10 protein-coding genes, 1 tRNA gene and 2 pseudogenes are annotated in these 12885 nt (G+C 42.4%); 7 read left to right on the forward strand and 6 right to left on the reverse strand.

Going from position 1 to position 12885, the window contains the following annotated elements; all coding sequences use genetic code 11:
• Nucleotides 1-78: 78 nt before the first annotated feature.
• The 3 genes from PSF31_RS14960 to pepA all read right to left on the reverse strand — a co-directional run bounded on the left by PSF31_RS14960 (nt 79) and on the right by pepA (nt 5334).
• On the reverse strand, nt 79-2949 hold the full coding sequence (locus tag PSF31_RS14960; protein ID WP_172974385.1) for a valine--tRNA ligase: 2871 nt from the start codon (nt 2947-2949) through the stop codon (nt 79-81).
• Between the two features lie 37 nt (nt 2950-2986).
• Entirely contained in the window at nt 2987-3436 is a 450-nt protein-coding gene (locus tag PSF31_RS14965; protein WP_094961630.1) for a DNA polymerase III subunit chi, read from the reverse strand.
• A gap of 386 nt (nt 3437-3822) precedes the next feature.
• Nucleotides 3823-5334 (reverse strand): leucyl aminopeptidase, encoded by a 1512-nt coding sequence (pepA, locus tag PSF31_RS14970; protein ID WP_004264329.1) that lies wholly within the window; start codon nt 5332-5334, stop codon nt 3823-3825.
• A 339-nt stretch (nt 5335-5673) separates the two neighbouring features.
• Here pepA and lptF point away from each other — a divergent pair, with 339 nt between their 5' ends.
• Together lptF and lptG are read left to right on the forward strand one after the other, a co-directional pair.
• On the forward strand, nt 5674-6771 hold the full coding sequence (lptF, locus tag PSF31_RS14975) for an LPS export ABC transporter permease LptF (protein ID WP_036958756.1): 1098 nt from the start codon (nt 5674-5676) through the stop codon (nt 6769-6771).
• Nucleotides 6771-7847 carry an LPS export ABC transporter permease LptG gene (gene lptG / locus PSF31_RS14980; RefSeq protein ID WP_004264322.1) on the forward strand — a complete coding sequence of 359 codons (1077 nt, stop codon included), beginning with the start codon at nt 6771-6773 and terminating at the stop codon, nt 7845-7847. Before lptF ends, lptG begins: the two co-directional genes overlap by 1 nt.
• 57 nt (nt 7848-7904) lie before the next feature.
• Here the strand turns inward: lptG and PSF31_RS14985 are convergent, their stop codons facing one another.
• The 3 genes from PSF31_RS14985 to ampH all read right to left on the reverse strand — a co-directional run bounded on the left by PSF31_RS14985 (nt 7905) and on the right by ampH (nt 10080).
• Nucleotides 7905-8084, reverse strand: a complete 180-nt coding sequence (locus PSF31_RS14985; RefSeq protein ID WP_096864304.1) for a hypothetical protein — start codon at nt 8082-8084, stop codon at nt 7905-7907.
• A 125-nt stretch (nt 8085-8209) separates the two neighbouring features.
• The gene (locus PSF31_RS14990) at nt 8210-8653 is read right to left on the reverse strand and encodes a hypothetical protein (RefSeq protein ID WP_096864303.1); all 444 of its coding nucleotides are present in this window, start codon (nt 8651-8653) and stop codon (nt 8210-8212) included.
• 203 nt (nt 8654-8856) lie between these two features.
• On the reverse strand, nt 8857-10080 hold the full coding sequence (gene ampH / locus PSF31_RS14995; RefSeq protein ID WP_096864302.1) for a D-alanyl-D-alanine-carboxypeptidase/endopeptidase AmpH: 1224 nt from the start codon (nt 10078-10080) through the stop codon (nt 8857-8859).
• 414 nt (nt 10081-10494) lie between these two features.
• Here ampH and PSF31_RS15000 point away from each other — a divergent pair.
• The 5 genes and pseudogenes from PSF31_RS15000 to PSF31_RS15020 all read left to right on the forward strand — a co-directional run bounded on the left by PSF31_RS15000 (nt 10495) and on the right by PSF31_RS15020 (nt 12421).
• A tRNA-Leu gene (locus tag PSF31_RS15000) sits at nt 10495-10579 on the forward strand.
• 188 nt (nt 10580-10767) lie between these two features.
• Nucleotides 10768-10989: pseudogene (locus tag PSF31_RS15005) on the forward strand (Arm DNA-binding domain-containing protein); the annotation flags it as partial.
• Nucleotides 10976-11197 (forward strand): annotated as a pseudogene (locus PSF31_RS15010) (DUF932 domain-containing protein); the annotation flags it as partial. The pseudogenes PSF31_RS15005 and PSF31_RS15010, both read left to right, overlap by 14 nt.
• 142 nt (nt 11198-11339) lie before the next feature.
• Nucleotides 11340-11813: an Hcp family type VI secretion system effector gene (locus tag PSF31_RS15015; protein WP_096864301.1), complete on the forward strand. Its 474-nt coding sequence runs from the start codon at nt 11340-11342 to the stop codon at nt 11811-11813.
• Nucleotides 11814-11827: 14 nt separating this feature from the next.
• Complete coding sequence (locus PSF31_RS15020) at nt 11828-12421, forward strand: hypothetical protein (protein ID WP_176489310.1); 594 nt, start codon at nt 11828-11830, stop codon at nt 12419-12421.
• Nucleotides 12422-12885 lie beyond the last annotated feature (464 nt).

The following is a 12885-nucleotide window of genomic DNA, read 5'->3' on the forward strand; positions in this document are numbered from 1 at the left end:
AGTCATTTGATGATACTCGAATAAAAAGCCCTTATCAACGAATCGATAAGGGCTTAAAAATGATTAGCTAATTAATAATTACAAAGAGGCGATGGTCACTTTTTGCGCTTCAATTTTAGCTTTTGCTTCAATATTGGCAGTTAAGCGTTCACGTTCTTTTTCAACAACGGCAGCAGGCGCGCGGCTCACAAAACCTTCGTTAGCTAATTTGCTTTCAATGGTTTCGATTTCTTTCACCACTTTTTCCAGCTCTTTATCTAAACGAGCCAGTTCTGCGTCTTTATCGACTAAGCCAGCCATTGGGATCAGCAGCTCTGCACCGCCAACGAGTTTAGTGACGGAAACCGGTGCTTCTTCACCATCAGCCAGTACGCGGATGCTTTCTAAACGTGCCATTGATTTGATAAAGCTTTGGTTTTCTTCAACGCGACGTTTTGCATCAGCAGAAGCGCCACGCAGCATCACATCCAGTGGCTTACCTGGAGAGATATTCATTTCTGCACGAATATTACGTACAGCAATAATGGCTTCTTTGATCCACTCAAGGTCACTTAGCGCGAGCTCATCCACTTTAGCCGCATCGAACTCAGGGAACGCTTGCAACATAATGGTATCGGCATCAATACCTTTAACCACTTTGACGCGCTGCCAGATGGTTTCAGTGATAAATGGAATGATTGGGTGAGCAAGGCGCAGTAAGCCTTCTAATACCTCAATTAAGGTGAAGCGAGCCGCACGTACTTGTGCTTCGTTACCTTTATGAACAGCAGGTTTAGACAGCTCTAAGTACCAGTCACAGAATTCATTCCATGTGAAATCATACAAAATACCAGCTGCGATATCGTAACGGTGAGTATCTAACGCTTCACGGTAAGCTTTCACTGTTTGATTGAATTGCGCCATGATCCAGCGGTCAGCTAGTGAGAAGCTCATTTCGCCGCCGTTTTGACCACAATCTTGGCCTTCAGTATTCATCAGAACGAAACGGCTCGCATTCCATAATTTATTACAGAAGTTGCGATAGCCGGACAGGCGTTTCATATCCCAGTTGATATCACGGCCTGTTGACGCTAATGCCGCCAAAGTGAAGCGTAGTGCATCAGTACCATGGGCTTCGATCCCTTCTGGATACTCTTTACGAGTACGTTTAGCAATTTTTTCAGCCAATTGTGGCTGCATCATGTTACCAGTACGTTTTTCAAGTAAATCTTCCAAAGAGATACCGTCAATCATATCTAATGGGTCGATAACGTTCCCTTTGGATTTTGACATTTTTTGGCCTTCTTCATCACGGATCAGGCCTGTCATATAAACGGTTTTGAATGGCACTTGTGGCTCGCCGTTTTCATCTTTGATGAAATGCATGGTCATCATGATCATACGGGCAATCCAGAAGAAAATAATATCGAAGCCACTGACTAATACATCTGTTGGATGGAATGTTTTCAGTGCGTCGGTATTTTCAGGCCAGCCGAGAGTAGAGAATGTCCACAGACCGGAAGAGAACCACGTATCCAGTACGTCGTCGTCTTGGCGCAGAGCAATATCCGCACCTAGATTATTTTCACGACGAACTTCGTCTTCATCGCGACCCACGTAGACATTGCCTTTTTCGTCATACCATGCAGGAATGCGGTGGCCCCACCACAGTTGGCGAGAAATACACCAGTCTTGAATATCACGCATCCAAGAGAAATACATGTTTTCGTACTGACGAGGAACGAACTGAATACGGCCATCTTCAACGGCTTTAATGGCATCACGAGCCAAAGGCTCAGTACGCACGTACCATTGGTCGGTTAGCATAGGCTCAATAACTACACCACCACGGTCACCGTAAGGCACCGTCAGGTCATGGGGTTTCACTTCAACTAACAGGCCAAGTTGTTCGAATTCTGCGACGATAGCTTTACGCGCTGCAAAACGTTCCATTCCACGGTAAGCTTCTGGGATTTCGCAGCTATAAGCGGTAGATGGGTTACCGTTGGTATCGAAAATTTCCGCTTCGTTACGAACGTTGCCGTCTAAGTCCATCATGTTAATCATTGTTAACTGATGGCGTTTACCGACTTCATAGTCATTAAAGTCATGAGCTGGAGTGATTTTCACACAGCCAGTACCTTTTTCCATGTCAGCGTGTTCATCACCAACAATTGGAATACGGCGGTTAACGATTGGCAAAATAATTTCTTTACCAATTAAATCTTTATAACGTGGATCTTCAGGGTTAACGGCGACACCGGTATCTCCTAGCATGGTCTCAGGGCGGGTAGTTGCGACCACTAAATAGTCTTTGCCTTCAGCCGTTTTTGCGCCATCAGCCAATGGATAACGCAGGTGCCACATAGACCCTTTGATTTCACGATTTTCAACTTCTAAGTCAGAAATTGCCGTGTGCAGTTTTGGGTCCCAGTTAACTAAGCGCTTACCACGATAAATCAAGTTTTCTTTATAAAGGCGAACGAACGCTTCTTTAACGGCTTTAGATAAGCCTTCATCCATAGTAAAACGCTCGCGATCCCAATCAACAGAATCGCCTAAACGGCGCATTTGCTGTGAAATTGTACCGCCGGATTCCGCTTTCCACTCCCAGATTTTGTCAATGAACGCATCGCGGCCGTAGTCGTGACGGTTTTTACCTTCTTCTGCTGCAATTTTACGCTCAACAACCATCTGAGTTGCGATACCTGCATGGTCAGTTCCCGTTTGCCATAAGGTATTTTTACCTTGCATACGTTGATAGCGGATCATCGTATCCATGATGGTTTGTTGGAAGGCGTGCCCCATGTGCAGGCTACCAGTGACATTCGGTGGTGGAATGACAACACAGAAGCTGTCTTGGGTGGTATCCCCATTAGGTTTAAAATAACCGCTTTTCTCCCAGTGAGCATATAGAGATTGCTCAATTTCTGCGGGGTTATACGTTTTATCGAGCGAAGGCTCATTCATTGGGCTATCTGGTTTCTTTTCCATTATCTTTTTGTATTCAGTAAGTTGGCGGCGCCGCCATAGTCAAATTGAAGCCGACGCTACGGTAAGTTTTATACCGCTCACGCGCCAACTGTTTTAAAGTTTCATCAATAGGTACGAAGTCTACCACTTCATGGAAAGCCGTGGCAAAATCTGCGAACTGATTTTGTAAATTAATCAGGATATCACGTGGGGTATTTCCCCGTTTAGCAGGCCAACAAATTTCAATCGGTGCACCATAACGCGGCCCTTCACCCGCCAAATTATGCGGGACAAACTGGTGTGGATCGCGTTGCCACAAGGCCTCATCAATCTTTTCAGCTTGTTGCTGTGTTTCGCAAGCAACTAAAACACGCTTTCCACTGCGCCACATTTGTGCGGCAAGCTCACAAGCTAGCCATTCATGGGCTTCAAGTTCAGGATGTGGTGATGCCTGTTTTAGTTGGTAAAATGTACCTTTTTTCATATACCCGTCATACTTCAATTTGTAGGGGTGTTGGCTACGCACTTTCGCCTTAGTCACATACTTTTGTATGCTCCTAAGGTCTCAATTGCTTGCCGCCTACCTACAAACTGAATTATTTAGGGTATAGCGTAAATTGCCATCCTTCAATTTGTAGGGGTGTTGGCTACGCACTTTCGCCTTAGTCACATACTTTTGTATGGGATGTGGGCTACGCGTTTTTGGTGACCAAGCGCAGAATTATGTCTATGTTGAATTATAACCTTTTTTATAGCTGCCTCAAAATGGCTTTCTTGGTGTATCAAAAAACCAAAAATAATATCCCGAGTCGCATAAATGCTCATCGGGATATTTTTACAAGTGATGTACAGCTAAAGCGCTAAATGGGATTACTCATCACCATTAAGGCCTGCACGGTTCAATAAGAACTGCGCTAGCATGGAGACAGGGCGACCAGTAGCGCCTTTTGCTGCACCTGAACGCCAAGCAGTCCCTGCGATATCAAGGTGTGCCCAGTTATATTTCGTCGCAAAGCGAGACAAGAAACAACCCGCGGTGATAGCACCAGCAGGACGGCCACCCGTATTGGCTAAATCAGCAAAATTAGGCGTGATTTGGTCAAAATACTCATCAGCCAGTGGTAGACGCCATGCACGGTCACCCGCTTGCTCTGATGCGTTTAATAACTCATGAGCCAATGGGTTGTGGTTTGACATCAACCCAGTGTAGTGACTGCCTAATGCAATGACACAAGCCCCTGTTAAGGTCGCGATATCAATAACTAGCTCAGGTTCAAAACGCTCAACATAGGTGAGTGCATCACACAGAACTAAACGGCCTTCGGCATCCGTATTGAGGACTTCAACGGTTTGCCCAGACATGGTAGTAAGAATATCACCCGGACGATAAGCACGCCCACCAGGCATGTTTTCACAGCCTGCTAATACCCCAATGACATTAATTGGCAACTGCAATTCAGTGATAAAGCGCATTACACCGTAAACAGAAGCCGCGCCGCACATATCGTATTTCATTTCATCCATGCCTTCGGATGGTTTGATTGAAATACCGCCAGAGTCAAAGGTTAACCCTTTGCCTACGAGTACGATAGGTTTGCAGTCGGGATCTGGATTGCCTTTATATTCCATGATGGACATCAGCGATTCATTTTGTGAACCTTGACCCACCGCGAGATAGGCGTTCATTCCTAACTCTTTCATCTGCTCTTCGCCGATCACTCGCGTGGTCAGTTTGCTGTCTGAAATGTCAGCTAATTGACGTGCTTGAGACGCTAAATAACCTGCGTTACAGATATTTGGTGGCATATTACTTAAATCTTTTGCCGCTTTAACACCTGAAGCAATCGCTAAACCATGGGAAATAGCACGTTCACCACTGGTCAATTCACGGCGAGTTGGCACATTGAAAACCAGTTTACGCAGTGGACGACGATGTTCTGTTTTATTACTTTTCAGTTGATCAAACACATACAGTGATTCTTTGGCTGTTTCGACGGCTTGGCGCACTTTCCAGTAATTATTGCGGCCTTTAACGTGTAATTCAGTTAAGAAGCAGACGGCTTCCATTGAGCCAGTTTCATTCAACGTGCTGATTGTTTTCTGAATAATTTGTTTAAATTGGCGCTCATCTAATTCGCGTTCTTTACCGCAACCGATAAGTAGAATGCGTTCAGACAGAACGTTGGGTACATGATGGAGTAGCAGGGATTGCCCTACTTTACCCTCAAGTTCGCCGCGGCGCAGCAGGGCGCTGATATATCCGTCACTGATTTTGTCCAGCTGTTCAGCAATTGGGGACAGACGGCGTGGTTCAAAGACTCCGACAACAATACAAGCGCTGCGTTGTTTTTCCGGGCTACCACTTTTTACACTAAACTCCATGCGTTCTCCTGAATCTTAAAGACAAAGGCCGATGCTCCCGCTAAAATTAGCGTTTCGCATGATCTACCTCATAGAGAATGAACTCTTTATGTTAAACTAACCATCTATACGCGAAATAGCTCACGTTGTATGCTGTTAATTGCGATACACCATGAAGTATGGCGGGTATATCTGGTTTCTCGAATATTAAGCATGTTCTGATATTTCAACCAGTATAGAGAATGCTTTTATATCATTGTAGCCATACAATAAACTAGAGTATATGTTAGTAAATGGCAGACATCGAACGAACTTAGCCATTTTCTTCCCAAAAGACAAGTTTTCACAGGCGTAATAAGCGTGATCATTATTAGATATTTGGTACGGGAAACCCTGAAAAGTCAGTTAGCCATACTTTTTGTATTGATGCTAATCTTTTTTAGCCAGAAGTCGATAGATATTCTTGGCGCTGCGGTTCAGGGCAACATTCCCTCAAACTTAGTACTTCCTTTACTGGGGTTAGGTGTGCCTGAAATGGCGCAGCTTATCTTACCTTTGAGCCTATTCCTTGGGCTTTTGATGACCTACAGTAAACTTTACACTGAAAGTGAAATCACGGTAATGCATGCCTGCGGTTTAGGTAAAAGTGTTTTAGTAAAAGCCGCGTTAGTCCTAGCGGTCATTACCGCAATGGTTGCGGTGGCTAATATCACGTGGATGTTACCATGGTCATCGCAATATCAAGAACAAGTATTGGCTGATGCGAAAGCGAACCCTGGGCTAGCTGCGATGGTGGAAGGGCAATTTAAAACCACTAAAGATGGCAATTATGTTCTGTACATTGGTGATGTAAAAGGTAGCAACTTCAAGAACGTATTTCTTGCACAGCTACGCGCTGCAAATGAACAACGGCCTTCAGTTGTAGTGGCTGATAGCGGTTATATGAAAGAAGACCCCGATGGCCGACAAGTCGTTGTTTTAAACGAAGGTACTCGCTATGAAGGAACCGCGTTATTGCGAGATTTTCGAATAACTGACTTTGTTAATTACCAAGCTATTGTTGACCACCAAACCGCAGAAACGCGTAGTGACCGAGTCGAGCAAAAAAATATGCTACAACTGTGGTCTGAAAATACTCCTGAAGTGAACGCGGAGTTCCATTGGCGCTTAACGATAGTATTCTCCGTTGTCGTCATGGCTTTGATGGTCGTGCCATTAAGCGAAGTTAATCCACGTCAGGGACGGGTATTAAGTATGCTTCCAGCGATGCTGCTATACCTCATTTTCTTTTTATTACAAAGTACATTGCGTAATAGTGCTGATAAAGGCGACCTTGACCCAAGGTATACTATGTGGGCGGTGAATGTGGGGTATTTAATATTAGCGATAGTCCTAAATGCGTGGAATACCGTCCCAATGCGACGTATGCGTCTTAAATTGAGTAAAGGGGTTGCCTGATGTTTGGTGTTTTAGATAGGTATATCGGTCGGACCATTTTAAATTCGATTTTAGTGACGCTATTTCTGCTCGTTTCACTGGCAGGGATCATTAAATTTGTCGAGCAGCTTCGCAAAGTGGGTGATGGCGACTATACGGCATTGAGCGCAGGTGTATTCACTTTATTAACTGTCCCAAAAGATATTGATATCTTCTTTCCAATGGCAGCATTGTTGGGAGCACTCATGGGGTTAGGGGCACTGGCTTCACGTAGTGAGCTAGTCGTCATGCAAGCCTCCGGTTTTACCCGCTTACAAATCGCATTATCGGTGATGAAAACAGCAGTTCCATTGGTCATTGTCGCAATGTTTATTGGTGAGTGGATCGCACCTGCGGGAGAACAGTGGGCAAGAAATTATCGTGCAGAAAAAATCGTGGGTAACTCATTAGTTGTGACAGATGAAGGTATGTGGGCAAAAGATGCCAATGATTTTATTCATATCCAGCGGATTAATAATGCGACATCGATTCAAGATGTGTCGATTTATCGTTTTGATGACCAACGTAAATTGAAGTCGGTGATGTTTGCTGCGAATGGTGAGTACGACTCGACAAATCAGCTTTGGGTGTTATCTCAAGTGGATGAGTCAATTCTAAGTAGCGAGAAAAAAATCACAGGTTCACAGCGATTGACGGTGGATTGGAAGACCAACCTAACCCCAGAAAAACTAGGAATAGTTTCACTGAATGCTGATTCGCTATCAATCCGCGGCCTGTATCAATATGTCTCGTATTTAAAAGAAAGTGGCCAAGTGGCTGCGGTTTATGAGCTGAGCATGTGGAAAAAAATCCTCGCACCACTTTCTGCGGCAGTCATGATGCTAATGGCAGTTTCATTTATTTTTGGGCCGTTACGTACCGTTCCTATGGGCGTTCGTGTTATTTCAGGTATTGTGGGGGGATTCCTCTTTTACGTACTTAACCAAGGGTTCGGTAATTGGAGCTTAGTGTATTCGGTGCCACCGATTATTGCAGCAGCATTGCCAAGCGTCCTATTCCTGATAGTAAGTATCACATTGTTAGTTAAACGAAAATAACCGTTTATAGGCAAATAAAGGGCTGTGAGTCTTCGGGGTTCACAGCCCTTTTTCTTTTTAGCATCGCTGACTTAGCAGGACATTACCTAAGTGACTAATAATCCCTAACAGTTTGTTTTTAGGGTGAAAAATAGAGTATTGCAGCTTATTTTCCTCTGATGCAGGGATATACTCACCTTTAACACCAATGACATTGCAACGGCTTTTGTTAGCTAATTGTTGGGCGTAAGAAAACATTCCACCGTTAGCGGTATATGACTGACGAAGAGGGTAGGCGTGATTCCATACTTTTTCGGTAAATTCATTTTGTGCTTTTTGGCGAGTGTTATCGACTAACTGTTTATATTCAGCGGTTTTTACTGTTAGCTAAAAAGTGTATAACCGAGTGCGCTGATAAAGGCGATAAATGGCGGTTGTGGCCGAAATAATTTTCTTTTGGGGAGGGCTGCGTGAGGCAGGGGATCCATCGCTAAAATATTTTCACCGCTTTTATTAGCCAGTTGTTGAGCTAAAGAAAAAATGCCTCGTTTCATCCCATTATGTGTTTTGAATTTGAAAGCAGCAGAACATTCTTCTCGATAAATACGCCGCTCTTCTTGTCGACAGGCTTTAATCGCTAGCATTTCAAGATCATCAGAATAGCTTTTGGGGATTGAGATAGTTATCGATCTTGCTTTTAACTCTTTTGGGCTGTTAATACAGTGGTTTTTAATATCATTCAGAATGTTATTAAACTCGATTGGGCTAATTTTACGTTGTGGTTCGGAATGATAGTTCAGTATTGTTGAGGAGTTCTTGGTTCTCATTATGGGCTCTTATAAGTAAGTGACATTACTAAAATATTATCGAGAACCTAATAAAATTGATTATAAAAAAGGCTAAGAAAATTATCAAAAACAGCCTGAATATCTCAGGCTGTTGTCGCAATTAATGTAATAACGCGGGTAAATCCACGTTTTAAGGTTGGGGTGTAACTCGCCATTGCTTGTAACGCTTCGGCGGTACTCCTTCAATGTTTCTCATACGCATGGTTAGCAGACAGTGAAGCGACCAGTTCGTTAACTCCAATTGTTAATTTACTGAATTTACTGTTATCTTTGCGGGTCATCACCACAAATACCCCAATATTTTGCTGTGGGATCATCGCCATATAGGTATTAAACCCACCACCACCGCCAGTTTTTTGATAAATTCCCGGAGTACCATTTTTAGGCTTCATATACACCCACCCAAGACCGAGTCCATCAGCATGGCCTGCAACATCCATCCCTTTAATTTCCAAAAGCTTTTCACGTGGAAAATAGATACCTTGCTCACGGGCTGCGGTGACTTTTCTTAAGTTACTGTCTGTCGATAAAAATTGCTGCATCCATTTTTGCATATCTGCAGGGGTAGAATACACGCCACCACTTCCTGCTGCCGCGAGTGTGTTATGGCAAGGGCTTGGTTTTGTTCCTTCCATTAACCGTGCGCACTGCGCATTGTTAGGGGAATAAGTGGTATTTGTCATTTTGGCGGGAGATGTCACATAGTGGTTAAATAATTGGGGATAAGAGACTCCCGAAGCTTTAACCATCGCATCAGCCAATAAGTCATATGCTAAGTTGGAATAAGAAGCTTCTGTGCCTGGTGTAGCATCTAGCTTACCTGTTTTTAGCCATGTCCAACGGTTATCTTGAGTTGGCCAAATAAAAACAGGGCGGCCCCATTTTCCACCGGGTTGTTCTCGAGGTAATCCACTGGTATGGCTCGCTAAATGATATAAGCGAATAGGCTGCCCGCTGGCATTATCAGGCACATTAATGCCGTGGTAGGCATACTGCTGTAACGGATCAGTAATTAACAGCTTCTTATCCTGTTCGAGCTTAATTAATATTTCGCTTGTCATTAATTTGGTAATTGATGCAATGCGAATTAATGAATTTGGGCCGGGCTTTTTACCATTGCCAGGTGCGGTTTCACCATAATAGCGTGATAACGCCTGATTATTATCGATAACAATGATTGCCATGCCCCGTGCATTGCTTTCATTAAAAATGCGGTTAGCATACAAATCGACAATCTTAGCGACGCGCTCGTAAGTCCTTCTATCTCCCTCAAAAACCTGCCAATCTGAGGATTCAATATCATTACTTTGCAGAAACTTTGGTGCTTTTTCTGTCTTACTTGAGCACGCCATTAATACCAAAGACAATGCAGATACAGACAGAATTTTTAGAAATGATTTCTTCATGTTGGAAGCCAGCCGATATGATTGTTTGCAAATGACCTTTCAGCCAATATTATTTTTTCTTAGCGAAAATCTTCATTACGACACCAATTAAGATGCCAATAAAGATACCTGTTGCTATCCACCCAACAAAACCCATGATTAAACCTTAAATATTGACATTAGATTGCAGATAAACTAACAAAAATAATGACCTGCCGCCAGCCACAGAGCCTTGCGATAAGAAAAATAATTTGGGAGAAGTTAACATACTCATTAATAGATATATAAACAAAAGAAGCTTTCCCAGTGATTTAATCAGATCTAAGGAATATGCTTTTTTTTTAATCGAACAAACTGTAACTTCACGAATAAGTGTTGCCAGTAGACACAAGGCAAGTATAATGGCAGCGTTTTCCAAGAAACACATCACTTCGTGCCGGAGTGGCGGAATTGGTAGACGCAGTTGATTCAAAATCAACCGCCTTCGGGTGTGCCGGTTCGAGTCCGGCCTTCGGCACCATAAGAACATCAAGAGACGTCAACCGACGTCTTTTTTTGTATCTGAAATCCCAGTTTTACAAGGCTTTTCCCCACTTTTCAGTCTTCCCAAGTATACTAAGGTCAACCCACATCAAGTACCTGCTGTTGGTATATGTGTTGGTATCTCTCGATTCGATAATAGTTTGTACCAACACAAGGAGATAAATCATGGCTCTTACTGATGCTAAAGTCAGGGCTGCCAAGCCTTTGGATAAATCGTATAAATTGACCGATGGTGATGGTATGCACTTGATGGTACATACCAACGGCTCAAAATATTGGCGTTTACAGTATCGCTTTGGCGGTAAGCAAAAAATGTTAGCGCTGGGTGTTTACCCTGATATTTCACTCGCAGAAGCCAGAGAGAAAAGAGATGCCGCCTCGCCGTTGGGAAGGTAAAAAAGATGATCTTTGGACGGTATACCAACGTTTGCAGGAGAATTTAATCAAAGGCGGATTATCAGGCAGGAATGCAAAAGGTAAGCGAGCTCGCACTCGTTCAGTGAATGGAATTGATGGGGATATCAAATTGAATAAGGCGCTGTGGGTGATGACTGAAAAGATGCATGAACATTTTTCTGGAAGAGAAAGGATTTAATAATGGCAGCACATTATTTTTCATAAAATGATGTGCTTAGTTTGTTATGTGCCTTATTTCAGATTTTTTTCCAGCAATTTTAATTGCCATAACCTAAATAAAATGTGTTAATTAAGTTAAATTAACATATGGGAAAGGAATTATGGCTGATATCATCTATCTTACTCTCAATGGAAACAAACAGGGTCTTATTTCTGCTGGTTGCTCAACTTATGACTCAATAGGAAATCGATACCAACAAAATCATACAGATGAAATTCTGGTGTATTCCACTGACTATGAGCTTTCACGTAGACAGAATGTATCCCATGCTCACTTTGTTTTTGTTAAAGCGGACGATAAAGCCTCCCCATTATTACTTTCTAGCATATCTAACAATGAGTTATTTGAGTGTGAATTCAAATATCACCGCGTTGATAAAAGCGGAGGATTATTGCATTACAAAACAGTGAAGTTAACTAAGGCATCGATTGTTAAAATTAACAATATCCATCCAGACTCACTAACTGATAACGAAGCATACCCGAAAGAAACTATTTCATTAAAATACGAAAGTATTACAGCTAACCATCATGCCGCTAGCACTTCTGGTTATAGTATCAGCAATAATATTTAAATGGAGTTATTTGAGTGAGAAATGATCTTTTTACTACTCGGCGGCAAGTTCCTATCATCAGAGATAATAACCCAAAACTTCAAACTGCTATAGCGAATGGGCAAGGCGACTATGCGCGAATTTTTGTGATGATTAACAATGTATTTATAGGTCATGCTGGGCTGATTATAGGTGAGGGAGAAGATGCACTGTTGTATGACCCTGCGGGCAATTACGAAGGATGCGAGGAAGTATCATGCAGAGGTTCAATACAAAGTTTTAGAGGATCAGGGGATTTTTTTGAATACCCGCAATTTGATTGGGACAGCTACTTAAAATACCATCTAGAGGATGGAGATGATATTGTTATTTTTGAATTTATTGTTCCTCGAAGCCAAATGGAAAGAATGAAAGATATTGTTTTCTTTGAATCTGAAACTGCATACATGCTTACATGCTCAAAGAATGTGGCTCGTGTTTTACGTGAGAGTGGAGGGATATTTGCTGATATTCCGGCTGAGTTTTTTGCCCCTTGGGGCTTGAAAGAACTGTTACTCAATATTCAATCTAAAAAAGGTGTTGTACCGCATGTTTTCATTACCACGCCACCACATCGACCAATCTTATAAGCACTATTCGGCTCTTATATCTTATATCTCCCTTTGCTTGGGGATTACTTTCTATTATCTCGAAACAATACATCAACTCTTTTTTAGAATATATGGTGAAACTGCTAGTCATGCACCAGTCACCTTTGCCTACCATAAGGTACTAAACCTCGCTTTAGTGCTCTATATTATTGTATTGGCTCCGGTATATTACTACTATCTTAAAACACGCATAAACTTGGTTTATCGTGTATTGCTGTATTTCCTTATACCGAGTATTATTTCTTTAGTTTTTTGGTATTTCTATATGTACCTTTCCTACTCCCCAGAATCATTTAAGATAGGAAACTCCACTTATGAAACTGTCAAATACATCATTTTTATAAGTTACTTACACGGTTTGACTATTATTTTAACGTTAGCTAGTGTGAGTTCGGATATTGTTTTAAACTTGATTCGTTTCATCGTTCACTTAGCAAAGACAT

Source organism: Providencia sp. PROV156 (assembly GCF_028480905.1).
In the GTDB taxonomy this organism is placed as follows: Bacteria; Pseudomonadota; Gammaproteobacteria; order Enterobacterales; family Enterobacteriaceae; genus Providencia; species Providencia hangzhouensis.

Coding starts and splice junctions, on each gene's coding strand:
- PSF31_RS14960 (WP_172974385.1), bottom strand. CDS start 2,949: ATGAATGAGCCTTCGCTCGATAAAACGTATAACCCCGCAGAAATTGAG.
- PSF31_RS14965 (WP_094961630.1), bottom strand. CDS start 3,436: ATGAAAAAAGGTACATTTTACCAACTAAAACAGGCATCACCACATCCT.
- pepA (WP_004264329.1), bottom strand. CDS start 5,334: ATGGAGTTTAGTGTAAAAAGTGGTAGCCCGGAAAAACAACGCAGCGCT.
- lptG (WP_004264322.1), top strand. CDS start 6,771: ATGTTTGGTGTTTTAGATAGGTATATCGGTCGGACCATTTTAAATTCG.
- PSF31_RS14985 (WP_096864304.1), bottom strand. CDS start 8,084: ATGTTTTCTTACGCCCAACAATTAGCTAACAAAAGCCGTTGCAATGTC.
- PSF31_RS14990 (WP_096864303.1), bottom strand. CDS start 8,653: ATGAGAACCAAGAACTCCTCAACAATACTGAACTATCATTCCGAACCA.
- ampH (WP_096864302.1), bottom strand. CDS start 10,080: ATGAAGAAATCATTTCTAAAAATTCTGTCTGTATCTGCATTGTCTTTG.
- PSF31_RS15015 (WP_096864301.1), top strand. CDS start 11,340: ATGGCTGATATCATCTATCTTACTCTCAATGGAAACAAACAGGGTCTT.